Consider the following 24854-nt stretch of genomic DNA (forward strand, 5'->3'; position numbering starts at 1 on the left):
AATCCGTTAAAATAGCGGCATTCCTCACTTTAGCCTTTTTTTGCCATGACCCAAGACGAATTGAAGCAAGCCGTAGCCCGCGCCGCCATTAACTATGTGGTGGACGGTGAAATCATCGGTGTCGGCACCGGTTCCACCGCCAACTTTTTCATCGATGAACTGGCCAAGATCAAGGACCGCATCAAGGGGACGGTCGCGTCGTCCGAAGCGACGGCCGCGCGCCTGGCCGGTCATGGCATTCCCGTCTTCGACCTGAACGACGTCGAGTCGATCGCCGTCTACATCGATGGCGCCGATGAAATCACGGCCAGCGGCGCCATGATCAAGGGCGGCGGCGCGGCATTGACGCGCGAAAAGATTGTCGCGTCCGTCGCGAAACAGTTCGTCTGCATCGCCGACGGCTCCAAGCTCGTCGAGACCCTCGGTGCCTTCCCGCTGCCGGTGGAAGTGGTGCCGATGGCGCGCGCCGCCGTCTCGCGCCAGCTGGCCGCGCTGGGCGGCACGCCCCGCTTGCGCCTGAAGCCTGGCAGCACGGAAGCATTCATCACCGACAATGGCGGCGAGATCATCGACGTGCTGGGCTTGCAGATCGCCGACCCGGTGGCGCTGGAGCAGCAGATCAACCAGATCGTCGGCGTCATCGCCGTCGGCCTGTTCGCTGTGCGCGGTGCCAACGTTTGCTTGCTGGGCATGCCGGAAGGCGTGCGTACCTTGGCGTACTAAGGTGATAGCCGGCGTCTGCCGGCATTTGCACTTGTCTTACACGGCGGCCCCTTGCGGGCCGCTTGTCATGTGTGCCTGGCGGTACACGGCCACGGTGCGCAGCAAGCCGCCGAGGAAGATGCCGCTGAAGCAGCCATAGGCGAGGCAGACGGGCACGATGAAGCCGGTCGCATGGGCGTAGGCCGGCGCGATGGCCAGGGTCACGGCCACCGCATACTTCATGCAAAAGATACTCATCATCAGCATCAACGGCACCCAGCTGCCGGGGCGCTGCACGCTGGTCCGTTCGGGTATGGCGACGATCTTGCGCGCATCGCTCAGTGTCCATGCCAGCGCCGCGCCGGCCAGAGCGCCGGCGGCCCAGGCGAACGGCGCGCTGCCGGCCAGGCCGAAACTGCCCTGCACGCCGCTCAGGGACAGGGCCAGCATGACCAGGGGAATGATGCACAGCTTGCGCAAGGTCACCTCGCGTGCGCGGCTGGCCAGCACGCCCCGGTAGACGAGCAAGCCCAGGATGGCCCAGACGTAGAGGGGAGTGTGGCTGAAGATGTGCTGCAACATGGTATCCGCCTTTGGAGTGAGGTTGTCGATGGACGTACTGTGCCTGCAAGCGGCGCGGGCGGCGAGCGGGGTGCGACGAAACGGGAAAGGTCAGCCGTGAAACAGCGTCAGGCGGCGTGAAACGGGGAGGGGATGAAACTGCCCGCGGCGCGGCGGCCACGGGCGGGAATGCTGAAAAACTTATTCCGTTGGCGGTACGTAGCCCATGGCGGCATCGGCGCCATCGCCGAAGAAATGCTTTTCCATCTGCGTGGCCAGGTATTTGCGGGCGCGCGCGTCGGCCAGGTTCAAACGGTTTTCATTGACCAGCATGGTCTGGTGCTTGAGCCAGGCGGCCCATGCTTCCTTCGACACGGATTCGTAAATCTTCTTGCCCAGTTCGCCCGGGTACGGCGGGAAATCCAGTCCTTCGGCTTCCTTGTTGAGTTTGATGCAGTGGATCGTGCGGGCCATCTGTGCTCCTGAATCAGTGTAGAGATAAAGCGTGATTATAAGGCACTTTGCGCCTGCCCTCGCGGGGCCGTCGCGGCCTGGCGACACGCCGTTTGCCGCGCCCTTGCGCTGGATCAAATTTGATCTGCGCCGCCCTAGCTAGTAAGATGCCTTATCGCGCCAGCCGCTGGCTGTGCCTCTTCCAAGCAAGTAGTAACAATTAACCAATATGGAATCCCTATGACCTCAGTGAAAGTCCATGGCATCGATGTCAGCAATACCGGCAGCTTCGCGCTGTTTGGCGGCATCAACGTGCTCGAATCGCGTGATCTTGCCATGCGCGCCTGCGAAGAATATGTGCGCGTCACGAAAAAACTGGGCATTCCCTATGTGTTCAAGGCCAGCTTCGACAAGGCCAACCGTTCCTCGATCCATTCCTACCGGGGACCGGGCCTGGAAGAAGGCATGCGCATCTTCCAGGACGTCAAGGCGGCGTTCGGCGTACCCGTGATTACCGACGTGCATGAGCCATGGCAGGCGCAGCAGGTGGCCGAAGTGGTCGACGTGCTGCAACTGCCCGCCTTCCTGGCGCGTCAGACGGACCTCGTCGTGGCGCTGGCGAAAACGGGTAAAGTGATCAACATCAAGAAGCCGCAATTTTTGAGCCCAGGCCAGATGGCCAATATCGTCGAGAAATTCAAGGAAGCGGGCAACGACCAATTGATCCTGTGCGACCGCGGCACTTGCCTCGGCTACGACAATCTGGTGGTCGACATGCTGGGCTTTGGCGTCATGAAAAAGACCTGCGACGACCTGCCCATCATCTTCGACGTCACGCACGCCCTGCAGCAGCGCGATCCCGGCGGCGCCGCTTCGGGCGGCCGCCGCCAGCAGGTGGCCGACCTGGCCCGCGCCGGCCTGGCCGTCGGCATCGCCGGCCTGTTCCTGGAAGCCCATCCGGACCCGGACAATGCCCGCTGCGACGGCCCCAGCGCCTTGCCGCTGGACCAGCTGGAGCCGTTCCTGGCGCAGTTGAAGGCGCTCGACGATCTGGTCAAGTCGTTTGCGCCGCTGAATATCAAGTAACTAGTCACTAGCAGCTGTTTTTCGCGCGCTCTGTGAGCAAAAACACCACCGGTTCCGGTGGTGTTTTTTTTTGCCTGCAGCGGCTGCGGGTGCTGTTGTCTGGCATGCGTGTTGTGTTAACGCCCGATGGGGAGAATTTGTCGAAATTGCTTACTTGCAGCATTTTATAATGCCATTAATTGCTTTTGCCGAAAAGTCCTGGCAAGCCTCGATGTCATCACGTCAGATCGGAACATCACATGAATCGAATTCATCGCACGGTATGGAACCGCCGCCGCAACGCGGTCATGGTCGTGGCAGAACATGCCGGCAGCGGGGGCAAGCGCTCCGGCACCACAGGGACGCTGCTGGCCAGCGTGCTGACCGGCGTGATGCTGGGCGGCGCGGCGCAGGCGGCGGACCTTGCCGCCACGGCCTTGCCCAGCGGCGCCGTGGTGACGGCGGGACAGGCGCACGTCGGCCAGCAGGGCGCGGCCATGACCGTAACCCAGGCCAGCGGCAAGGCGGCCATCGAGTGGAACAGTTTTTCGATCGGCAAGGATGCCAGGGTCAATTTCGTGCAGCCGAATGCCGCCGCCGTGACCTTGAACCGGGTCCGGGGCAATGAAGGCTCGGTCATCGACGGCGCGCTGCATGCGAATGGCCAGGTGTTCATTTTGAATCCGAATGGCGTGCTGTTCGGCAAGGGCGCCAGAGTCGATACGGCGGGCCTGGTAGCGAGCACGCTCAATCTCGGCGATGCCGATTTTCTGGCAGGCAAGACCAGTTTCACCGGCAAGGGCGGCGCCGTCCGCAATCTGGGCAGTCTGAACGCCAGGGATGGCGGCTACATCGCGTTATTGGGCGCGCAAGTGCGCAATGACGGCGTGATCAGCGCCAGGCTGGGGACGGTGGCGCTGGCGGCCGGCAACAAGGTCAGCCTGACTTTCGATGGCGGCGCGCTGGTGGGCGTGGCCGTCGATGAGGCGGCGCTGGCCGCGCTGGTCGCCAATGGCAACGCCGTGCACGCCGATGGCGGCCTGGTGGTGCTGACGGCGAAAGGTGCCGACGGCCTGTTGAGTACCGTCGTCAACAACACGGGCGAAGTGCGCGCGCGCACCATCAACGAGCGCGGCGGACGGATTTTCCTGCTGGGCGAAGGCGGCGCCGTGGAAGTGGCCGGCAAGCTCGATGCCAGCGCGCCGCAGGGCGGCAATGGCGGCTTCATCGAAACCTCGGGGCCGGTGCTACGCGTGGCTGACGGCACGCGCGTCGACAGCAGCGCGGTTGCGGGCCGCAGCGGCTCCTGGCTGATCGATCCCACCGATTTCACGATCGGCAGCGGCAGCGCCGCGCAAGGCGCGAGCGGCATCGGCGTCGATACCCTGCAAGCGGCGCTGGCTGCCGGCAATGTCACGATTCAGACCCAGGCGGCCGGCAGCGAAGCGGGCGATATCCACGTCAACGCGCCGCTGGCCTGGAACGCCAACCAGCTGACCCTGGAAGCGCACGGCGACATCAATGTCAACGCCGTCATGAGCGCCACCGGCAGTTCGACCTTGAACCTGAAAACAGGCTACAACTTCAATCCCGGCAGCCCGACGTTTAACACGAGCAAGAATGTGCTGGTGGGTATCGATGACGCCGGCGTCTTCAAGGGCCGCATCGATGTCGACCGCGCCGGTACGGGGTTGCTGACGATTAATAACATCGGCTATACCCTGATCAATGCGCTGGGCAGCGCCGGCAGCACCAGCAGCCTCGATTTGCAGGGCATCAACGGCGGCGCCGGCGGCCACTATGCACTGGCCGGCAATATCGACGCCAGCGCCACCAGCGGCTGGAACGGCGGCGCCGGCTTCGCTCCCTTATCCCTCTCCGGCGTGTTCGACGGCCTGGGTCATACCGTCAGCGGCTTGCGCATCACCCAGCCGTCCGGCACGTATGTTGGCCTGTTTGGCAGCAACAACGGGCGGGTGCGCAACGTGGCGATGTCGAATGCGGTGGTCAGCGCCAATCAGGGCGTGGGGGCGTTGATCGGATTGAACATGGGCAGCGTTTACAACAGCTACGCCGCGGGCAGCGTGACGGGGCCGGGCGGTTACGTGGGCGGCCTGATCGGTGCGATCTTCGATGGCACGCTCACCCGCCTGCATTTCGACGGCACGGTCAATTCGCAGGGCAATAACATCGGCGGACTGACCGGTTACCTGGCATACCAGATCACCCTGGCCAACAGCTATGCCAACGCCACGGTGACGAACACGGCCGGCACCTGGACTGGCGGCCTGGTCGGGCAAAACGATTACGGCTACATCGTCGACAGCCATGCCGGCGGCAGCGTCAATGGCAAGGGCGACACGGGCGGCCTTGTCGGCAATAACAACAGCGGCAGAGTCTCCGGCAGCTACGCCACCGCCACCGTGACCGGCACCACGAATACGGGCGGCCTGGTCGGCAACAACAATAACGGCAAAGTCAGCGGCAGCTACGCCAGCGGCGCCGTTACCGGCACGAGCACGGTGGGCGGCTTGGTCGGCCTGAGCAGCGCCTCGGGCGGCGTTGCCACGCCGGACAATGAAATTAATACCAGCTATGCCAGTGGTGCAGTGACGGCTACCGGCGACAATGCGGGCGGCTTGATCGGCCGTAATTATGGCAACCACGTCGTCAATACCTACGCCCGCGGCGCCGTCTCTACGTCCGGCAACTACGTGGGCGGTCTGATCGGCAACAATCTGGGCACGGCCGACAAGAGTTATTCGACCGGCCTGGTAACTAGCCCGGGCGCAGGCGTGGGCGGCTTGATGGGTGTCAGCATCGGCGGCGTCAGCAATAGTTTCTGGGATACGCAGACCAGCGGGCAGAACAGTAGTGGCGACGGCACGGGCAAGACCACGGCGCAAATGAAAGATAGCAACTTGTTTACCACCAACAGCTGGGATTTCACTTTCCACAGCGGGGTATGGGGACGCAAGGCAACGCTCAATGACGGCTATCCCGTCTTGCGCACGTTTGGCTACGTCGATCCGATCACCATCACGCTGAATAACCCGGCCCTGTCGAAAACCTATGGCGGGGCCAATCCAGTCCTGACAGGCGGCTGGACGGTGAGCGGCTGCGACAACAACCTGGCATGCGTGAGCGGCGTCGACTGGAGTGCGGCCTTGCTGCCCACCACCTCCGTCGGCACGCTCAATTACGGCGCCAGCCTGTTCGCGCCCACCCTGGGCGCCGGCTATGGCAAGTTGAGCGATTATGACATCACCTACAGCACGGGTACCCTGTCGATCACGCCGGCCGTGCTGACCATTGCCGGCATCGGCGCCGCCAACAAGACGTATGACCGCACGAACGCGGCCAGCATCAACGCCGGCACTCTGGTGGGCCTTGTGAATGGCGAAAACCTGTCGCTGTCGGCCAGCGGCACCTTCGACAGCGCCAACGCCGGCGCCCGCACGGTGGCGGCCAGCTTGCTGGTGGGCGACGGCAGCGGCGCCAACGCGGGCTTGGCCAGCAATTACATCCTCTCCACGCCGACCGTCAATTTGGCGGCGACCATCCATGCGCTGGAAGTGCATCTCGCCAGCCTGGGCGGCAAGGAATACGACGCGACCGACAAGCTGAACGCCAGCTTGCTGCAGATCACGAATGTGCTCGGTGGCGACACCGTCAACCTGAGCGGCACAGCTACCCTGGCGTCGCGCAACGCCGGTACGCAGGCGCTGGCAGGCTATGCGGACCTTGTGCTGGACAACAGCAACTACACGTTCGCGCCAGCCAGCCTGGGCGCCAGCGTGCTGGTGACGCCGCGCGCGGTCAGCGTGAATGCGGCTGGCGGCGCCACGCGTCGCTACGATGGCAGCGTGAATGCGGCCGCCGGCCTGCTGAACCTGGCCGGCGTGCTGGCGGGCGATAGCGCCAGCCTGAGCGGCAATGCGCTACTGGCAGGCAAGAATGTCGGTACGCAATCCATCAGCGGCCTGGGTACCTTGAGCCTGGACAATGCCAATTACATCTTGAACGGCGTGCTGCCTGCCGGCAGCGTGGCCATCACGGCCTTGCCCGTCAATGTAGCGGCAGTCTCTGGCGCGAGCCGGGCGTTTGACGACACTGCGGATGCGGCCGCCAATTTGCTGGCCTTGAACGGCGTGCTGGCCGGCGACAGCGCCGTGCTGGGCGGCAAGGCGACGCTGTCTTCCAAGGAGGCGGGCAAGCAATCCATCGTCGGCTTGTCGGGCTTGACTGTGTCCAACAGCAATTACACGCTGGCCGGCGCGAATGCCAGCGGTACCGTGGAGATCCTCCCGCTGGAAGCGGAAACACCGGAAACACCGGAAGCGCCAAAGGCGAGCCTGGCCAGCACCATAGGCGAGGTCTCCCGGACCAGCGTTCCCAGCAAGCGCGAGGTCTTGCGCGATGCCGGCCTGTCGTTGCAAAGCGACTTGATCCCGTTCGTTTCCGTGCCACCCACAGTGAATAGCAGTGCCGTGCCACTGGGCGCCGCCTTTGGCGCGAATGCGCCGCTGAGCGTGCTGTACAGTCCCGGCGCGAACGAGATGAGCGAAAGTCTTACCCTGGCGCAAACCCAGCGCTTGCTGCAGCCAGCCGGCGCCCAGGGCAATGGCGGATCGCAGCCATTGCGCTTGCCCGTCAGCCGCAATTCCCTGATGGAGATCGTCAATGGCGGCGTCAAGCTGCCCGATGGCGTAGACCAGTTGCTGTTTGTCGTGAAGGCCCAATAAATGAGCATGCTTATCCGTACCTCCATCGTCCCCACCGCCCGCCGGGCGGCATGCAAACGCACGGCCATGTCGCTGGCGCTGGGCCTGGCCTTGGGCGCGACCGCCATGGCGCAGGCCCAGCAGGTACCGACCATCGGCGACGTCGTGCGCCAGAGCCAGCCGGTGCCGCCGCCGGTGACGCCGCCGCCGTCCCTGCCTGCGCTGGGCGGCGTGCCGGCCGCGCCACCGCTGCAGGCCTTGACCGGCGATGCCGCCAGCAAGGTCAGGGTGACGCAGTTCGTGCTGGAGGGCAACCACGCCATTGACAGCGCCACCCTGCTGGCGCTGCTGCAGCCGGAGCTGGGCCGGACGCTGACCCTGGCCCAGCTCGAAGAGATGGCCACCCGTATCACGCGCCATTACCGTGCCGCCGGCTACTTTGTGGCGCGCGCCTATATCCCGGCGCAGGAATTGACTGATGGCAAGTTGATCATTCGCGTGGTGGAAGGTCAATATGGAAAATTTATCCTCAGCAATACTTCACGCGTGCACGATAGCGTGGTGCAAGGCTTGCTGGACCAGGCCAGGCGGCACGATGTCGTGTCCCTCGATACCCTGGAGCGGGCGATGTTGATCATCAATGACACGCCTGGCGTCAAGGTGGTGCAGGCCGACGTGATGCCGGGCGAGCAGGTCGGCACCTCGGATTTTGCCATCCGCACCGAGGCCACGCCCGCCTGGGGCGGCTACGTGTTGCTGGATAACTATGGCTCTACGTACACGGGCAAGCAGCGCCTGCGTTTCAATGCCGACTGGAATTCGCCCAGCGGCCGCGGCGACCGCCTATCGGCCAGCGGCATGGCCACGCGCAACAGTGGCTTGCTGAATGGCCGTCTTGGCTATTCGATGTTGCTGGGCACGGACGGCGCCCGCCTCGAAGGGGCGCTCAGCCGCACTACCTATGAACTCAGCGATGTGTATGCCGCGCTTGACGCCTCTGGCAACGCCAATGGCGTGGACTTGCTCCTGAGTAAGCCGCTCAAGCGTACCCGCGAGCACACGGTGGAAGCGGGCCTGGGCGTGGCGTACAAGGATTTAAAGGATGAAATCGGTGCCACGCGCACCTCGGTGGGCAAGCAGTTGAGCAGCATCAGCGCCAGCATCGCGGACCGGCGTATGCATGCCTTGCTGGGCTGGGATGGCTTGACCCAGAGCAGCGCCAGCCTGACGGTGGGGCGCTTGCACTTCAAGGAAGCGGCTGCCGAAGCGCTCGATGCGGCCGGCGCCGATACGCAGGGCGGCTATGCCAGGCTGAATCTGGCGGCGTCGCGCGTCAGCGTGCTGCCGTCGCAATTCCTGCTGACCACCAGCGTCAAGGCGCAGGCGTCGCTGAACAATAAAAGCCTCGATGGCGTCGAGCGCATGAGCATTTCCGGCGACGGTGGCGTAGCCGCGTATCCGATCGGCGAACTCAGTGGCGACCATGCGGCGCTGCTGCGCGCCGAACTGGCCCGGCCGCTGGCGGGCGGCGGCACGGCGCAGCTGAGCGGCAGCATCTTTAGCGACTATGGCTGGGCCAGGTCTGTCGCGGCGCCGGCCGGCGTCGCCGCCTCGCGCAAGCTGGGCGATATCGGCCTGGGCCTGAGCGCCATGGCTGGCGGCATTCTGCTCAACCTGCAACTGGTGCACCGCACGGTAGGCGGGGTGCCGAGCAGCGAATCGGCATCGCGCACGCGCCTGCTGTTCCAGGCAGGCTGGGTAAGGTAAGCCATCGGCTGCTCTTGTCTGCAATGCAAAAAGCCTGGCAATGCCAGGCTTTTTGCGTGTTCAGTGACGCCGATTACAGGGTCTTGATCAGCACCTGCGATTTACGCTGCCAGTTATACATATGCTGGCGGTCCTTCGGCAGATCGTCGACGGTGGCCGGCACAAAGCCCCGTTTCTTGAACCAGTGCGAGGTGCGCGTGGTCAGCACGAACAGTTTGTTCAGGCCGGCGGCGCGCGCGCGGTTTTCCATGTGTTTCAGGATGCGCTCGCCGTCGCCCTGGGCTTGCACTTCCGGGTTGACCGTCAAACATGCCATTTCCGCCATCTTTTGCGCGGGGAACGGGTACAGGGCGGCGCAGCCGAAGATCACGCCGTCATGCTCGATGACGGAGAAATAATCGATTTCGCGCTCGATCAGCTCGCGGCCCCGCTTCACCAAAGTGCCGTCCGCTTCCAGCGGTTCGATCAGTTTGATGATGCCGCCCACGTCTTCGATGGTGGCCTGACGCAGGCTTTCCAGGTTTTCATGGCTGATCATCGTGCCCACGCCATCATGGGTAAACAATTCCAGCAGGGCGGAACCGTCCATCGAGAACGGCACGATGTGCGAGCGCTCGACGCCGTTGTGGCAAGCCTTGACGCAATGCTTCAGGTAGAACGCCGTGGCGTCGGGCAAGAAACCGGCCATCAGCACGGCTTCGGCCTGGTGCGACGACAGTTCGCGGATTTCCACGCCCGTGGCGTCTTCCATCATCGGCGTTTCGGTAATAAAGATCAGTTTGTCCGCGTGCAGGGCGATGGCGGCGCTGCACGCCACGTCTTCCATGGTCAGGTTGAACGCTTCGCCCGTTGGCGAGAAGCCCAGCGGCGAGAGCAGCACCAGGCCGTCCGAGCCAAGGATGGAATGGATGGTTTCGGCGTCGACCTTGCGCGTGATGCCCGTCAGTTCCAGGTCCACGCCATCGATCACGCCCAGCGGGCGCGCCGTGATGAAGTTGCCGGAAATGATGCGGATGGCCGCATGCGACATGGGCGTGTTCGGCAAGCCCTGGCTGAACGCGGCCTCGATATCGAGGCGCAGCTCGCCGGCCGCTTCCTTTGCGCATTCCAGCGCGGCGATATCCGTGATGCGCACGCCGTTGTGGAAGCGGCCTTCGACGTTACGCAAGGCCAGTTGTTCCGCCACCTGCGGCCGCGAGCCGTAGACGACGGTGACATTGATGTCCAGCGCATGCAGCAGGGACAAATCATGGGCCAGCACCTGCAGCGCCCCGGCGCTGACGAGTTCACCGGGGAAGGCGACCACGAAGGTCTTGCCGCGAAAGGCGTGGATGTAGGGCGCGACGGAGCGCAGCCATTGGACGAATTGGGTAGGGTTTTCCATTAAGCGCATTATAATTCGCTGCGCGATGTGCGCGCTTAAAATACCTGTAAAAAACAATGTCTTCAGCCAGCAATAAGTCTTCCCCTCCTTCCACCGTTGCAAATGTGCCCGCCAGCGGGGGTGTTGCCACGCCTACCGCCACGCCTGCCGCCACGCCTGCGCAAGGCCGATCACGCCCGCCCGTGAGCCAGCAAAGGCAGCAGCCGCCACGCGCGGAACAGCAGAAAGAGCAACAGCAACAGCAACAGCAACAGCAGCAGCAGCAGCAGCAGCGCGCGCCGCGTCCGCCGCGCGAGGGGCAGGCGCCGCGCGATGACCAGGCCAGCCGCGAGAGCCGTGACGCGGCCCGCGCCGCGCGCGAGGCGGAAAAGGCCTTCCGCAACCCGCTGCCACCGATTACGTATCCGGAAGACTTGCCCGTCTCGGGCCGGCGCGAAGAAATCGCCAAGGCCCTGATGGAAAACCAGGTCATCATCGTCTCGGGCGAGACGGGTTCCGGCAAGACGACGCAGTTGCCGAAGATTTGCCTGGAGCTGGGACGCGGACAGAAGGGCATGATCGGCCACACGCAGCCGCGCCGCATCGCCGCCTCGTCGACGGCCAAGCGCATCGCGCAGGAACTGGGCACGCCCTTGGGCGAAACCGTGGGTTTCAAGGTGCGCTTTAACGACACCCTGAGCCGTGGCGCGTCCGTCAAGCTGATGACGGACGGCATTCTGCTGGCCGAGACGCAGACCGACCCGTTGTTGAAAAACTACGACACCATCATCATCGATGAAGCGCACGAACGCAGCCTGAACATTGACTTCCTGCTTGGTTATTTAAAGCAGCTGCTGCCGCGCCGGCCCGACCTGAAGATCATCATCACCTCGGCCACCATTGATGCCGAGCGCTTCTCGCGCCATTTCGGCACGCCGGAAAAACCGGCACCCGTGATCGAAGTGTCGGGCCGTCTGTACCAGGTGGAAGTGCGCTACCGTCCCGTGGAACGCGAGCAGGTGGCCATGCCTGGCGCAGGCAGCAATGCCGACAAGCCCGGCCAGCGCACCGCCGCCGCGCGCGAAAAGCGCGACCTGATGGACGCCGTCGTCGATGGCGTGGAAGAGCTGTGCCGCATCGGCTCGGGCGACGTGCTGGTGTTCCTGCCCGGCGAGCGCGAAATCCGCGACTGCGCCGAAGCACTGCGCAAGCACCATCCGCCGCATGTGGAAATCCTGCCCCTGTTCGCCCGCCTGTCGGCCGAGGAGCAGGAACGCGTCTTCAAGACCAGCAATGCGCGCCGCATCGTGCTGGCCACCAACGTGGCGGAAACCTCGCTGACAGTGCCCGGCATCCGCTACGTGGTCGACGCGGGCCTGGCGCGCGTGAAACGCTACAGCTACCGCAACAAGGTCGAACAGCTGCAGGTCGAACCGATCGCCCAGTCGGCCGCCAACCAGCGCGCCGGCCGTTGCGGCCGCGTGGCCGACGGCGTGTGCATCCGTTTGTACGAAGAGCAGGATTATCTGCTGCGGCCGAAATTCACGGAGCCGGAAATCCTGCGCTCCTCGCTGGCCGCCGTCATCCTGCGCATGAAGTCCCTGCACCTGACGGACGTGGAAACCTTCCCCTTCATCGAGCCGCCGCTGGCGCGCGCCATCGCCGACGGTTACCAGCTGCTGCAGGAACTCGGTGCTGTCGATGAAGTCAATAAACTGACGGCGCTGGGCAACAAGCTGGCCAAGCTGCCGCTGGACCCGCGCGTGGGCCGCATGATCCTGGCCGCGCTCGATAACGCGTGTCTGACGGAAGTGCTGATCGTCGCTTCCGCCCTGTCCGTGCAAGACCCGCGCGACCGCCCGATGGAACACCAGCAGGCGGCCGACGAAGCGCACAAGAAATTCGCCGATGAAAAATCGGAGTTCCTCAGCTACCTGAAGATCTGGCGCTGGTTCGAGTCCGCCATCGAGCACAAGAAAACCAATCGCCAGCTGCAGGACAATTGCCGCACGAATTTCCTGTCGCAGATGCGCCTGCGCGAATGGCGCGACGTGCACTCGCAGCTGCTGACCATCGTCAAGGAGCAGGGCTGGCGCCTGAACGAAGCGCCGGCCACCTACGACAATCTGCACATGGCCTTGCTGACTGGCTTGCTGGGCAATATCGGTTTCAAGGGCGAGGACGAGCCGGGCGCCGGGTATCTGGGCGCGCGCGGCATCAAGTTCCATATCTGGCCCGGTTCTTCGCTGCTGAAAAAGCCGGGCAAGTGGATCATGGCGGCCGAACTGGTCGACACGACGCGGCTGTACGCGCGCTGCGTGGCGCAGATCCAGCCCGAGTGGCTGGAAAAAGTCGGCGAGCACCTGCTGAAGAAATCGTGGGGCGAGCCGCGCTGGGAAAAACGCTCGGCGCAAGTGACGGCGTCCGAACGCGCGACTTTGTACGGGCTGGTGGTGTACAGCCAGCGCCGCATCAATTACGGCAATTTCAACTTGCCGGAAGCGCGCGAGATTTTCATCCGCGACGCGCTCGTTGGCGGCGACTTCGACACGCGTGCGCCCTTCTTTGCGCACAACCACAAACTGATCAAGGATATCGAAAACCTCGAACACAAATCGCGCCGGCTGGACGTGCTGGTCGACGATGAGCTGATCGCCGCTTTCTACGACAAGCTGCTGCCGGCGGACGTGTGCAATGGCGCCGGCTTCGAGAAATGGCATAAAGAGGCCACGCGCGAGAATCCGAAGCTGCTGTATCTGAACCGCGAAGAGCTGATGCGCCACGAGGCGGCCGGCGTGACGACGGACCTGTTCCCGAAAACCATGTCCGTGACGGGCCTGGAAATGGGCCTGACCTATCACTTCGAGCCGGGCAGCGTGCGCGATGGCGTGACCTTGAGCGTGCCCCTGTATGCCTTGAACCAGTTGCCGCGCGAGCGCTGCGAATGGCTGGTGCCGGGCATGCTGAAGGAAAAAGTGCATCTGCTATTAAAATCCCTGCCGCAAAAGCTGCGCCGCCACTGCGTGCCGCTGCCCGATTACGCGGCGAAATTCTGCGAGCGCGTGCATGAAGCGGGCGTGTTCGGCCGGGGCGACCTGATCGACGCCATCATCCTCGATATCCGCACGCAGATCACGATCAACGTGCTGACGACGGATTTCAAGCCGGAAACCCTGCCTGCCCATCACTTCATGAATTTCAAGGTGATCGACGAGCATGGCCGCCAGCTGGACATGGGCCGCAACCTGGCCACCCTGCAGGCGGAATTCGGCGGCCAGGCGCGCCAGAGTTTCCAGAAGCTGGCCGAAGTGTCGGGCGTCTCGGGCACGGGCACGCCCGGTGCCAAGGTGGCGGGCGCGCAAGTGGCGTCACGGCTGCAGGCGCAGGGCGCTACAGTTGCAGCAGGCAAGGGCGCATCCGCCGCCGCGCCGGCGGCTCCGAACGCCACCGTCTCGCAGCACATGGGTTTGACGGCCTGGACCTTCGGCGAATTGCCGGAGCTGCTGGAAATCGTGCAGGGCAAGCTGACACTGATCGGTTTCCCGGCCCTCGTCGACAAGGGCACGCATTGCGACCTGGAAGTGTTTGATGATCCGACGGTGGCGGCGCGCACGCACAAGATCGGTTTGCGCCGTTTATTTGCGCTGCAAATGAAGGAGCAGATCAAGTACGTCGAGAAAAGCATTCCCGGCTTGCAGCAGATGGGCATGCAATTCATGGCCCTGGGATCGCAGGAAGAGTTGCGCGAGCAAATCATCAACAAGGCGCTCGACATTGCTTGCTTGCAAGATCCGCTGCCGCTGGACGCCGCCTCGTTCGCCAAGCGCCAGGCGGAAGGCAAGTCGCGACTGGTCTTGCTGGTCAATGAAATCGCCCGTTTGCTGTCGCAAGTGCTGACGGAATTCCACGGGTTGCCGAAGCGGCTGCAAAACATTCCCGCAGCGGCGGCCAGCGATATCCAGTCGCAGTTGCAGGGCCTCGTGCATAAACGTTTCCTGACGGAAAACGAATACACGCAGCTCGCGCATTTCCCCCGCTATTTGAAGGCGATCAATGTGCGCCTGGAAAAATTGCGCGCCGACCCCGCACGCGACACCAAGTTGATGGCCGAATGGCAATCGGCCGCCGCGCCGTATTTGCGCCAGGCCAAGGACCGCCAGGCCGGCAAGAACACGGATCCGAAACTGGTCGAGTTCCGCTGGATGCTGGAAGAGCTGCGCGTGTCGCTGTTTGCGCAGGAACTGCGCACGCCGATGCCCGTATCTGCCAAGCGTTTGCAGAAGGTATGGGAATCGATGCAGCGGTAGGTCGGATTAGCGCGTCCGCAGGGCGCGCGTAATCTGACGTCATCGTTGGCCTGGGCGATGGGGTGGTGTTGATTGTGTCAATGGTGTCAATGGTGTCAATGGTGTCGATGGGTTTCGATGGGTGTTAACGGTTTCGCTGGTGGTGTCGGATTACGCGGCTGCGCCGCTAATCCGACCTACCCGACCTACCCGACCTGCCCGACCTGCCCGACCTGCCTGACTGTTCGCACGGGAACTGCGCACGCTGATGTCCGTTTCTGCCAAGCGTTTGCAGAAGGTATGGGAATCGATGCAGCGGTAGGTCGGATTAGCGCGTCCGCAGGGCGTGCGTAATCCGACGCCATCGTTGGCCCGGGCGATGGGGTGCTGGATGGTGCGCTGTTAACGTTGTCGCTGGTGGTGTCGGATTACGCGGCTGCGCCGCTAATCCGACCTACTCGACCTACCCGACCTGTCCTGCCTGCCCGATCTACGTTCTATCTTTATTGAGATCATCGTCGCTGAGCGATGAGCGCGAGCCGCTCTGGCTGCTGGTGCCGGCGCGGCTGCCGCTCATGGAGCTGCCGGACAGGCTGCCTTCGCTGCCCGATTGCAGGCTGGCGCCACCGCGCAGGTCGCTGCCCGATGGCATGCGGCTGCCGGCCATGGCGCCGCTGCTGTAGCGCGTGCCGCTGCCATAGAACGCTTCCATCTGCTGGTTCCAGGCATCGCTGCCCATGTCGGGCCAGTTGTTCTTGTCGAAGCCGGGAGCGTTTTTCAGCAGGTCTTTATCCACGTTGAGCAGGAAGCGCTTGTTGACGGTGTCCAGGGTCAGGCGTTCCCAGGGCACGGCAAACAATTTGTCGCCCATGCCCAGGATACCGCCGAAGGACAGCACGGCATACGCGATCTGGCCGGTGCGCATGTCGAGCATGATTTCCTTGATGTCGCCCAGCTCCTCATCGTTGTGATTGTAGACTTCGTCCCCGATCAGGGTGTCGGCCCCCATCAGGGCTGGCCCCGGGCCGTCGTGGTTGCGGTACATGCCCAGGATGTCGCGGTCCAGGTAGCTCATGGTGTTCTCTCCTCTGGTGAAATGCTGATCGAACATCCAGATTAAGCATACGCACCTGTTCGCGTTTGATCTGCCTCAATGGTGTTAAGTAACCCCCAATAAATTATTATGATTTCTGACTTCCATAACCGGCGCTCTGCGGCGTTGCCCACTGCTAGCAGTGCTCGCACTGCTAGCAGTGGGCGCCTTGCATAGCATCCGGTTCTGTTCGTCATAAATTCACAATAATTTCCTGAGGATTACTTAGCGGCACTTTTATCCGTGCGCAAACGTACGGTGCCGTGGCCCAATTGCGGTACTCTATGCGTTCTACGGAGGAGGCCGCGCATGCTGACGATGCAACGATGCAGAGGGATGAACTTGCGGTACGCTCCACCAAGACACGCGCGCCGAGCGCCATGGTAAAGCCCGCCACCAAATGGCTGCGCGGGCTATTGCGCGCCGGTAAGGCACAGCAGCGCACGGCAACCAAGCTGGCCAAGGTGCTGTTCGGGCCCGTGCCTGCCAAGCCCAGGGCCAAGCCTCGCAGCAAACCTGTGGCCAAGACCAGGCCGACGCCGCGCGCCAGGCCCGCCAGCGACGCCGTGCCCTCGCTGGCGCCGTTTGCCACGCCCCTGTCGCCCCCACGCGTGCGCAAGCGAACGGCGCCTCCGCCGGGCAAGTGGCTGGCCGCCCACTATGCGCCCCTGCCGGAACTGGGACAGTTGCCGGGCCGGCGCCTGCCATATTTCCTGTACCTGCCCGACAAGGCGCCGAGCGCCGCCATGCGCAGCCGTGGCCGGCCGCTGCTGGTGATGCTGCACGGCTGCGAGCAGAGCGCCACGCAGTTTGCCGACGGCACGCGCATGAACCGCCTGGCCGAGCGCAAGGGCTATGCCGTGCTGTATCCGCAGCAATCGCTGCGCTCGCATGCGCGCCGCTGCTGGAAGTGGTACGACAAGCTGACGCAGGAGGGCGGCGGCGATGTGCGCCTGATCGTCGGCGCCATCGAGCAGGTGGCGGCCCGCTATGCGATCGACCGCGCGCGCATCTATATCTGTGGCATTTCCGCCGGCGCCGGCATGGCGCATATCGTGGCCCTGAATCACCCGCATCTGTTCGCCGCGCTGGGCCTGCATTCGGGCCCTGTGTTTGGCGCCGGCCATAACCTGATCGGCGCGCTGGGCGTGATGCAGCATGGTGCTGCTGCCCGCGCCGATGCGGCCATCGATGAAGTGCTGGCGCGCCAGCCCGCGTTCCCCCGCCTGCCCACCATCCTGCTGCAAGGGCAGGCCGACAAGGTGGTGCGGCTCATTAACCAGACGCAGCTGGTGCGTCAGAGCGTGCGCGTGAACCGCATGCCCTTGGACACCGTGGTGACGGCGCAGCGCCTGCCCGGCGGGGCTGCGGGCGGGCGCAATCCGGCCCATGCCTATGCGCTGCACGACTATCAGGTGGGCAAGCAGGTGCTGCTGCGCGTGGCGCAGATCGAGCACCTCGAGCACGCGTGGAGCGGCGGCGACGCCAGCCTGCCGTTCAACGACAAGGCCAAGCCCGACGCCAGCAAGATGCTGCTCGATTTCTTCGCCGGCCACCGCCGCCGGTAAGCGGCTCGCCGCGCGCCGACTGGTACGCATCGTTTTTCCCTTCCCGGCATGCCCGCGCCAGCGCACCGGCATGCTGGCGCGCCCTTTTCAGGGCAGGCGCCATTCCCGCAATGCCATGGATTTACCGTAAGTGGTATTGCTGCGGTATTTAAAAATCACAAAAATCGGCGTTAAAAATACTAATTGGTATACAATTGGTACACTTTTTCAGTGTGAGACGTGTCCGCCGTCCCATGCCCCGACGGCTGGCATGCACTGACGGCAGCCACCCACGTTACGGAACGCGCCATGTCCATCAAGTCCAAGCAGTTGCTGTGGTTTTTTGCGTTTTTTCTCGTCTTTGAACTGAATATCTATCTGTCGAACGACATGATCATGCCGGCGATGCTGGGCATCGTCGACGAGTTCCAGGCGGAGAAAAAGTTTGTCCCCCTGTCCCTGAGCCTGTATCTGCTGGGCGGCAGTTCCCTGCAGATTTTCCTGGGGCCATTGGCCGACTGCATCGGCAAGCGCAAGCTGGTGTTGACCGGCAATGCCTTGTTCCTGCTGGCCACCTTGGCCGTGCCATTGACCGCCTCGATCGAGCAATTTCTCGCCGTGCGCTTCATCCAGGGCATGGGCTGCTGCTTCATCTTTGTCGGCTATGCCATGATCCATGAACTGTTCGACGACATGGCCGCCGTCAAGCTCAGCAGTATTCTGTCGAGTACCACCATCCTTGCGCCCCTGGCCGGTCCCATCCTCGGCAGCGCCATCATCAGCCGGCTGGACTGGCGCTACGTGTTTTTCCTCTCGGGCCTGCTGGCGCTGTTGTCCCTGCTGGGCCTGTTCAAGACCATGCCGCGCACGGCGCCCACGGTCACGCGCCTGGACCTTGCCGCCATCGTGCGAAGCTATGCCGCCATTTTCAGCAACGGGCGCTTCATGTTCGGCATGTTCACGGCCGGCCTGGCCACCGTGCCCCTGACGGCCTGGATCGGTTTCTCGCCCATCTTCGTGCTGCAGGAAATGGGCGCCTCCTACGCCACCTATATCGCACTGCAATGCGTGATTCTGTCGGGCTTCGTCCTCAGCAGCATCGCCATCCAGCGCCTGCGCCAGGATTTCCCGCTCGTCCATCTACTGCGCATGGGAGGGCTGATCGCGGCGGCCGGCATGCTGGGCGCCGGCGCGGGCCGCCATCACGTCGATGTGTTTGCGGCCTGCATGTTTGTCTATTCCATCGGCTTCGGCCTGTTCAACGGCGCCTTGATCCGCAGCGCGATCACGGCCAGCAAGGAGTCGATGACATTGACGACGGCCGCCATGAGCTTGCTGTACTGCATTTATCTGTCCGCCTGGCTGCAGCTGTACAACGTGCTGTGCCAGCGCTTCGGCTATGCGCTGGAAACGTATGCGTTGCTGAATATTCCCGTCATCGTGGTCATCGCCGCCTGCCTGCTGTTGTTTACGCGGGGCATGGCGGGGCGCCGGGAAAGCGAGGTGCGGCTGGCCCGGCACTGATGGCGCAGCGCATGTTCTCGACCTTGTTTTACCTCCTGCGACGTTTATTGACACTCTCCTGCGGAAAATGGTGCGCCCATGAAAATAGATGACCTGGCCTCAAAACACGATCAAGCAAAGATTTTCAACCTGGAATACGAGTTCCGCATCAACCGGCTGAAGCTCGATTACATCACTCTGGCCGATGTGCGGCCCCCTGGCATTGATCTGGAACAACTGGCCGCGGAACACCAGGCGGGGATCGCCGCCCTGCGCAGCTTCGTCGGTCTGAACTTTAACCATTTCAATGCGGCAAGCTGTTCTTCGCTCAGCTGCATCCCCACGCGCGCCCTCGGTGACGACGAGCGCTACCTGCACCGCATCTGGATGGGCGGACCGCTGCCGGCCATCGCATTTGACGCGATCGGGCAGTGGGGCGCGGCGCTGGAAGAAGTACGGCACAACGGCGGCGCGCCGTATGTCTCCATCCTGTGGGTGTGGGATGCGCAGCAGCTGCGCAATGACGAACGCTTCAGCCCCACGGGCGGCGCCGGGCGCTACACGATAGGCCGCTATGCCATCGGCGGCACGACCCTGCACATCAACTCGCTGCGCGCGCTGGCGCTCGATTTCGCGCCGGCCCGCTTCGACATTCTCGACACCCTGCATACGCAGCGCTACTTCGCCACCTTGTCCGATTATTTCCGCATCCTCATCATGTGCGAATACGGCGGCATGTACATGGACGTCGATACGATCCCGCATAATCCGGCGACGATTTTCCTGATGAAGCCGGAAGTGCCCGATTATTTCCAGCGCAAGAGTGATGACAGCGAAGAGCGCCGGCACGTCAGCTGGATGAATCTGTTTCTCGATGAAACGGGCATGCTGATCGCCAAGAAGAACGACGCCGCGCTGCGCGTGATCCAGCGCAATGTGAACCTCGCCTATGCGGGTATCGCTGCGCAGGTTCCCCGTTCCTGTCCGCAGTTCGAGGCGCAGCTGTTCGGCCAGTTCTATGCCGAATGGAAGAAAAACCTGGGCGTGACCCTGCTCAGCCATGCCGAGTTCTACCAGCGCTATTGTGTGCTGTATGACGGCGTGCGCGAAGCGGTGGCGGGCGGCATCCGCGGCATGCGGCTGCTGGACGATATCATTACCGGCATGCACATCCCCCTGAGCGACGAAGAGCGGCGCGCGTATGCGCGCTGCGTGGCGCGGCTCGATGACATCGACTGGCAGCTCGACGATCCTTTGCGCCTGCCCGACATCGTCGACGTGTTCGACATCGAGGAAGTGCCGCGCATGGCGTATGCGGCCCAGCTGCGGGCGGACATCGATCATTTCCACTATTACTCGGTGCTGTCGGACGATCCGCAGCTCGATCGCGTAAATGACGTCTTTTGCCGCTACCTGCTGGCCCACCGTTCGCAGCATATTGCCGCCGGCAATTTCTGGCGCCCCACCGTCGGCCGCCACGGCAGCCGCATGCCGGCCGTCAGCGAGGCCGCCCCGCCAGGTGACGAGGCGCAGGCGGGCTTGCTGTCGCATGCGCCGCTCAAGCTGGTGGCAGGTGAATTGCTGGGCGACGAGACGAAGAACCGCATGGCCAAACTGCTGTTTGCCACCAGTTATCTGGAATACTGCTCTTTTGGAAATAAACTCAATCTGCAGTTCGTCGAATTGCAGCGGCGGCAGAATATCGATCCGTATCTGGCGCACATCCACGGCCTGCATGACGAGGACGAGCGCTTCATCGGCTTTTTCACGGCCGCGACGATGGACGAGTTCCAGGCCTGCGGCGCCGTGTCATATTACCGCGATGACATGAAGGCGCTCGACGATGCGTATGACGCCTTCGTGCTCGCGCATGCGTGCGCCGACGACTGTTTCGTCAGCAGCCTGGCCATCGACGAGAAATACCGGGGCCAGGGCCTGTTCCGGCAAATGTTCCATGAAATCCGCGACCTGGCCAGCCGCAAGGGCTGCGCGCGCATCACCCTGACGGTGTGGGAAAAGAGCGAAGCGCTGCAAGTGTATCTGCACAAGGGTTTTCGCAGCGTGGGCACGTTCGACTATGCCTACAGCCTGTTCTATGACCGGCTGCATTTCCTCGTGTATGAGGGAAACTGAGGGGAAACTGAGGGAGAGCAGGGGCGGCCGGCAGCCGCCCCGCGAGGGTGCTTACAAGGCCAGGAAGGCCAGGCCCGCCACGGCCGTCGGCAGCAGGGCGCCCGCCAGCAGGCCGACGGCGCCGATCGATTCATCCTTGAAGCCGCGGCGCAGCAGGGCCACGCCGGCCGGGTTCGGCGCATTGGCGATGACGGTCAGGCCGCCGCCGGCCACGGCGCCCGCCATCAGCATGTATTTCGCTTCGTCCGTCATGCCGACGATCAGTGAACCGAGGTAGGTGAGGGCCGCATTGTCCGTGATCGCCGTCAAGCCCAGGGCGCCGAAGAACAGGGCCAGCGGCTTCAGACTCGAGACGATCGGTTGCAGCCACCATTGCTGCATGCCGCCCAGTACCACCAGGCCGCCGAGGAAGAAGCCGACCAATAAGCCTTCCTTCAGGATCAGCGGGCTTTGATAGCGTTCATACGCCTGCACGAAGCCGAGGAAGAACAGGAACAGGCCGATGAACAGCACGGGATGATGCGCCAGGGTGACGACGCCGGCCAGCACGATCATGTGCACGAGGCTGACGGCCAGCGGCACTTTCGGCGCTTCGACTTCACCGGCTTTCGGCTTGATGTCGGAGGTGTTGCTATGCAGGTATTTGCGCAGCAAAATGCTTACGCCCGTGGCATTGACCAGCACGGCGATGGCGGCTTTCCAGCCGAAATGGGTGGCCATGAAGGCGCTGTCCCAGTTCCATGTGGTGGCCACCATCAGCACGGGTGGTGCCGCATACGAGGTGAGGGTGCCGCCGATGGAAACGTTGACGAACAGCACGCCCAATGCGCCGTATTTCAGCCATTCAGGGATGCCCGGGCGGAAGATTTGCGGCGCCAGCATCAGCGCGGCCAGGGTCATGGCGGCCGGTTCCGTGATCAGGGAGCCCGTCAGCGGCACGAGCGCCAGGCCCAGCCAGACTAGGGCCAGTTCCGTGCGCAGCGGCATCACGCGCGCCACGCCTTTCAACAGGCGCTGCACGGCGTCGAGCACGGGGCGCGAGGCGGCCACGACCATGACGACAAAGACGAACAGCGGTTCCGTGTAATGGCGCGACTCGGCATACTCGATGGCCGCATCGCTGCCCGAGACAAAGGCCATGATGATGATCAGGATGAAGGCCCAGAAGCCGAACACGACTTCCACTTCGCCCAGCAGATGCAGCAAGCCCGCATGGCGGGGGTGGCGCCGCGATAATGTTTCAAACGATTTGGCGGCGAAGGTGTGGATGAGCGCAAGGCCGAAGACGATGGCGCTGATGATTTGGATGGTGGTCAAATGCGTTTCCTTATGGACGGAGGAAGCCGCCCGGTGCATTGCCGAGCGGTAAGGAGAGTGCTTATGGTACAGCAATCGATGCCAGAAACGGGGTTTTTCGGACATGGCGGAGCGGCCCCGGGCGCGCTATATGGCAGATAAGCCTTGCCAAAAGCAGGGCTGGATAGTACTGTATATGCATACAGTATTTATCTTCATATTCAATTATGCAACATTCCGAATTGATGGCCTCGCCGGAAGCCCTGCATCCGTCTTTATGGCGCGCATCGCAGCTGGGCCAGGGTGCCGCGCGCTGCCTGGATACGGGCTTTGCCGCCCTGTCGGCGCAGCTGCCCGGCGGCGGCTGGCCCAGCGGCAGCCTCATCGATCTGCTGGTGCAGCAGCCGGGCAGCGGCGAATTGCGGCTGCTGGCGCCCGCGCTGGCGCAGCTGCCGGGCTTGCCCATCGTGCTGCTGCAGCCACCCCATCCGCCGCAGGCGCTGGCCCTGGCCGCGCAGGGGCTGGCGCCGTCGCAGCTGCTGTGGATCAAAAGCGCCGGCAGCAAGGATGCCCTGTGGGCGGCGGAAAACATCTTGCGCAGCGGCACGTGCGGCGCCCTGCTGTTCTGGCAATCGCACGTGCGCGCCGACAGCCTGCGCCGGCTGCACCTGGCGGCGCAGGCGGGCAATACCCTGTTCTGCATGCTGCGCCCCTTGCACGGCGCGCAGGATGCGTCGCCCGCGCCGCTGCGCCTGTCCGTGCGTCCGGCCGCCGGCGGCATTGAAATCGGCTTCATCAAGCGCCGGGGACCGCAGCGCGACGCGCCGTTGTTCCTGCCCCTGCAACCTCCTTCTTTACTGCTGCGCCATGCGACTCTGGATCGGCCTGTGCCTGCCCCGGCTCCCGCTCGAAGTGTTTTGCCCGCGCTGGTCGGCTGACAGCCTCGGCGTGGTGCTGGAGCAGGAGCAAGTGATGGCCCTGTCGCCGCTGGCGCGGGCCGCCGGCATCCGGTCGGGCATGTGCCGCGCGGGCGCGCTGATGCTGGCACCGCAGGCGCGTTTGCACGAGCGCTCGCCCGAGCTGGAAGCGCAGGCCCTGCAGGCGGTGGCGCTGGCGCTGCTGCAATATTCGCCGCTGGTGGCGCAGGGCGAGGAAGCGACCCTGCTCGTCGACGCGGGCGCCAGCCTGCGCCTGTTCGGCGGCGTGCGCGCCCTGTGCCGGCACATCGCGGCCAGCTTGCGCGCGCTCGGCTACACGGCCCAGCTGTCGTGCGCCCCCACGGCACGCGGTGCCTGGCTGCTGGCGCGCGCCGGTACGCGCCGGGGCCGGACCTTGAGCATGGCCAGCCTGGTGCGCCGCCTCGATGGCTTGCCGTGCGCCTTGCTGCCGCCCGCGCGCCCCTGGCTCGACTGGTTCGAGGGCATCGGCTGCCGCACCCTGGGGCAGTTGCGCCACTTGCCCCGGCCCGGCTTGCAGCGCCGCTGCGGCGGGGCCTTGCTGGACATGCTCGACGACGCGCATGGCCACAGCACGGAACTGTTCGTCTGGCTCGAAGCGCCGCCCACGTTCCGCGCCAGCCTGGAACTGTTCGACCGCGTGGAGCACGCCGACGCGCTGCTGTTCGGCGCGCGCCGCCTGCTGCAGCAAATGACGGGCTGGCTGTGCGCGCGGCAATTTGCCGTCGAGCGCATACAGCTGCTGCTGGCGCACGAACGGGGCAGGGTGGCGCGCCCGCCCACCGTCATCGACCTGGCGCTGGGCGAAGCCGTCTGGCGCGACGAGCATCTGGTGCGCCTGCTCAAGGAGCGCCTGGCGCAGCTGGCGCTGGAGGCGCCCGTGATCGGCTTGAGCCTGGAAGCGCTGCAGGTGCAAGCGATGGCGCCGCCCAGCGAGAGCCTGTTCCCCGAGCCGGGCGGCACGCCGCAGGAGCGTCAGCGCCTGCTGGAATTGCTGGTGGCGCGCCTGGGCACAGACAATGTCTTGCAGGCCGCACCGCGCGCCGATTACCGCCCCGAGGCGGCCAACCAGTGGCTGCCGCTGCCGGTCAGGGGCAGTGGCAAGAACGCGCCACCCGACTTGCCGCCCGGCTTGTCCGGCATGCCCCGTCCCGGCTGGCTGCTGGCCCAGCCCATCGCCCTGTTGATGCGCGAACACCGTCCCTTCTATGGCTCGCCCTTGAAAATGGTGTCCGTTGCCGAGCGCATCGAAGCGGGCTGGTGGGGCCAGTCGCAGGCGCGCGATTATTTTATTGCGGAAGGCCTCGACCACGCCCACTACTGGGTCTACCGCGAACGCATCGCCGGCAGCGGCGAAGACGCCGCGCCGCGCTGGTTTTTGCATGGCTTGTTTGGCTGAAAGGGC

General features: G+C 63.9%; 15 protein-coding genes. 10 read left to right on the top strand and 5 right to left on the bottom strand.

All coding sequences use genetic code 11. The features are described from left to right. The first annotated feature begins 45 nt into the window (after nucleotides 1-45). A complete protein-coding gene (gene rpiA, locus CSQ95_RS06880) occupies nucleotides 46-723 on the top strand; it encodes a ribose-5-phosphate isomerase RpiA (RefSeq protein ID WP_070289159.1) in 678 nt (225 codons plus the stop codon). Nucleotides 724-759: 36 nt separating this feature from the next. Here rpiA and CSQ95_RS06885 read toward each other — a convergent pair whose 3' ends face one another. Continuing rightward, complete coding sequence (locus CSQ95_RS06885; RefSeq protein ID WP_099408944.1) at nucleotides 760-1284, bottom strand: DUF6622 family protein; 525 nt, start codon at nucleotides 1282-1284, stop codon at nucleotides 760-762. A gap of 180 nt (nucleotides 1285-1464) precedes the next feature. Further along, nucleotides 1465-1737: an oxidative damage protection protein gene (locus tag CSQ95_RS06890; RefSeq protein WP_034750797.1), complete on the bottom strand. Its 273-nt coding sequence runs from the start codon at nucleotides 1735-1737 to the stop codon at nucleotides 1465-1467. Between the two features lie 219 nt (nucleotides 1738-1956). Here CSQ95_RS06890 and kdsA point away from each other — a divergent pair, with 219 nt between their 5' ends. The 3 genes from kdsA to CSQ95_RS06905 all read left to right on the top strand — a co-directional run bounded on the left by kdsA (nucleotide 1957) and on the right by CSQ95_RS06905 (nucleotide 9272). Then, nucleotides 1957-2802, top strand: coding sequence for a 3-deoxy-8-phosphooctulonate synthase (gene kdsA, locus CSQ95_RS06895; protein WP_099408945.1), 846 nt, complete (start codon nucleotides 1957-1959; stop codon nucleotides 2800-2802). A gap of 239 nt (nucleotides 2803-3041) precedes the next feature. Continuing rightward, nucleotides 3042-7526: a YDG domain-containing protein gene (locus CSQ95_RS06900; protein ID WP_099408998.1), complete on the top strand. Its 4485-nt coding sequence runs from the start codon at nucleotides 3042-3044 to the stop codon at nucleotides 7524-7526. After that, nucleotides 7527-9272 carry a ShlB/FhaC/HecB family hemolysin secretion/activation protein gene (locus tag CSQ95_RS06905; RefSeq protein ID WP_071654393.1) on the top strand — a complete coding sequence of 582 codons (1746 nt, stop codon included), beginning with the start codon at nucleotides 7527-7529 and terminating at the stop codon, nucleotides 9270-9272. A gap of 73 nt (nucleotides 9273-9345) precedes the next feature. On the opposite strand, the gene argA is transcribed toward CSQ95_RS06905, so the two are convergent. Continuing rightward, complete coding sequence (gene argA, locus CSQ95_RS06910) at nucleotides 9346-10656, bottom strand: amino-acid N-acetyltransferase (protein ID WP_046685875.1); 1311 nt, start codon at nucleotides 10654-10656, stop codon at nucleotides 9346-9348. A 56-nt stretch (nucleotides 10657-10712) separates the two neighbouring features. Between argA and hrpA the strand changes: the two genes are divergently transcribed. Continuing rightward, nucleotides 10713-14942: an ATP-dependent RNA helicase HrpA gene (gene hrpA, locus CSQ95_RS06915; RefSeq protein WP_373631529.1), complete on the top strand. Its 4230-nt coding sequence runs from the start codon at nucleotides 10713-10715 to the stop codon at nucleotides 14940-14942. A gap of 469 nt (nucleotides 14943-15411) precedes the next feature. Here hrpA and CSQ95_RS06920 read toward each other — a convergent pair whose 3' ends face one another. Further along, nucleotides 15412-15996, bottom strand: coding sequence for a PRC-barrel domain-containing protein (locus tag CSQ95_RS06920; protein WP_070221465.1), 585 nt, complete (start codon nucleotides 15994-15996; stop codon nucleotides 15412-15414). A 398-nt stretch (nucleotides 15997-16394) separates the two neighbouring features. Between CSQ95_RS06920 and CSQ95_RS06925 the strand changes: the two genes are divergently transcribed. The 3 genes from CSQ95_RS06925 to CSQ95_RS06935 all read left to right on the top strand — a co-directional run bounded on the left by CSQ95_RS06925 (nucleotide 16395) and on the right by CSQ95_RS06935 (nucleotide 21197). Next, nucleotides 16395-17582, top strand: coding sequence for a PHB depolymerase family esterase (locus CSQ95_RS06925; RefSeq protein WP_099408947.1), 1188 nt, complete (start codon nucleotides 16395-16397; stop codon nucleotides 17580-17582). Nucleotides 17583-17870: 288 nt separating this feature from the next. Further along, nucleotides 17871-19085 carry an MFS transporter gene (locus tag CSQ95_RS06930; protein ID WP_070310948.1) on the top strand — a complete coding sequence of 405 codons (1215 nt, stop codon included), beginning with the start codon at nucleotides 17871-17873 and terminating at the stop codon, nucleotides 19083-19085. A gap of 78 nt (nucleotides 19086-19163) precedes the next feature. After that, nucleotides 19164-21197, top strand: coding sequence for a GNAT family N-acetyltransferase (locus CSQ95_RS06935; RefSeq protein ID WP_099408948.1), 2034 nt, complete (start codon nucleotides 19164-19166; stop codon nucleotides 21195-21197). A gap of 51 nt (nucleotides 21198-21248) precedes the next feature. Here CSQ95_RS06935 and CSQ95_RS06940 read toward each other — a convergent pair whose 3' ends face one another. Continuing rightward, nucleotides 21249-22514 (bottom strand): putative Na+/H+ antiporter, encoded by a 1266-nt coding sequence (locus CSQ95_RS06940; RefSeq protein ID WP_070310952.1) that lies wholly within the window; start codon nucleotides 22512-22514, stop codon nucleotides 21249-21251. Between the two features lie 206 nt (nucleotides 22515-22720). On the opposite strand from CSQ95_RS06940, the gene imuA reads away from it, so the two are divergent. Together imuA and CSQ95_RS06950 are read left to right on the top strand one after the other, a co-directional pair. After that, nucleotides 22721-23431: a translesion DNA synthesis-associated protein ImuA gene (imuA, locus tag CSQ95_RS06945; RefSeq protein ID WP_099408949.1), complete on the top strand. Its 711-nt coding sequence runs from the start codon at nucleotides 22721-22723 to the stop codon at nucleotides 23429-23431. Beyond that, entirely contained in the window at nucleotides 23361-24848 is a 1488-nt protein-coding gene (locus CSQ95_RS06950) for a DNA polymerase Y family protein (protein ID WP_099408950.1), read from the top strand. The genes imuA and CSQ95_RS06950 overlap by 71 nt, the downstream gene beginning before the upstream one ends. The last annotated feature ends 6 nt before the right edge of the window (nucleotides 24849-24854 follow it).

The sequence above is a fragment of the Janthinobacterium sp. BJB304 genome (assembly GCF_002735765.1).
Classification (GTDB): Bacteria; Pseudomonadota; Gammaproteobacteria; order Burkholderiales; family Burkholderiaceae_D; genus Janthinobacterium.

Bases quoted from the DNA above. Each gene is read 5' to 3' on its own strand.
- rpiA (WP_070289159.1), top strand. From the start codon at position 46: ATGACCCAAGACGAATTGAAGCAAGCCGTAGCCCGCGCCGCCATTAAC.
- CSQ95_RS06885 (WP_099408944.1), bottom strand. From the start codon at position 1,284: ATGTTGCAGCACATCTTCAGCCACACTCCCCTCTACGTCTGGGCCATC.
- CSQ95_RS06890 (WP_034750797.1), bottom strand. From the start codon at position 1,737: ATGGCCCGCACGATCCACTGCATCAAACTCAACAAGGAAGCCGAAGGA.
- kdsA (WP_099408945.1), top strand. From the start codon at position 1,957: ATGACCTCAGTGAAAGTCCATGGCATCGATGTCAGCAATACCGGCAGC.
- CSQ95_RS06900 (WP_099408998.1), top strand. From the start codon at position 3,042: ATGAATCGAATTCATCGCACGGTATGGAACCGCCGCCGCAACGCGGTC.
- CSQ95_RS06905 (WP_071654393.1), top strand. From the start codon at position 7,527: ATGAGCATGCTTATCCGTACCTCCATCGTCCCCACCGCCCGCCGGGCG.
- argA (WP_046685875.1), bottom strand. From the start codon at position 10,656: ATGGAAAACCCTACCCAATTCGTCCAATGGCTGCGCTCCGTCGCGCCC.
- hrpA (WP_373631529.1), top strand. From the start codon at position 10,713: ATGTCTTCAGCCAGCAATAAGTCTTCCCCTCCTTCCACCGTTGCAAAT.
- CSQ95_RS06920 (WP_070221465.1), bottom strand. From the start codon at position 15,996: ATGAGCTACCTGGACCGCGACATCCTGGGCATGTACCGCAACCACGAC.
- CSQ95_RS06925 (WP_099408947.1), top strand. From the start codon at position 16,395: ATGGTAAAGCCCGCCACCAAATGGCTGCGCGGGCTATTGCGCGCCGGT.
- CSQ95_RS06930 (WP_070310948.1), top strand. From the start codon at position 17,871: ATGTCCATCAAGTCCAAGCAGTTGCTGTGGTTTTTTGCGTTTTTTCTC.
- CSQ95_RS06935 (WP_099408948.1), top strand. From the start codon at position 19,164: ATGAAAATAGATGACCTGGCCTCAAAACACGATCAAGCAAAGATTTTC.
- imuA (WP_099408949.1), top strand. From the start codon at position 22,721: ATGCAACATTCCGAATTGATGGCCTCGCCGGAAGCCCTGCATCCGTCT.
- CSQ95_RS06950 (WP_099408950.1), top strand. From the start codon at position 23,361: ATGCGACTCTGGATCGGCCTGTGCCTGCCCCGGCTCCCGCTCGAAGTG.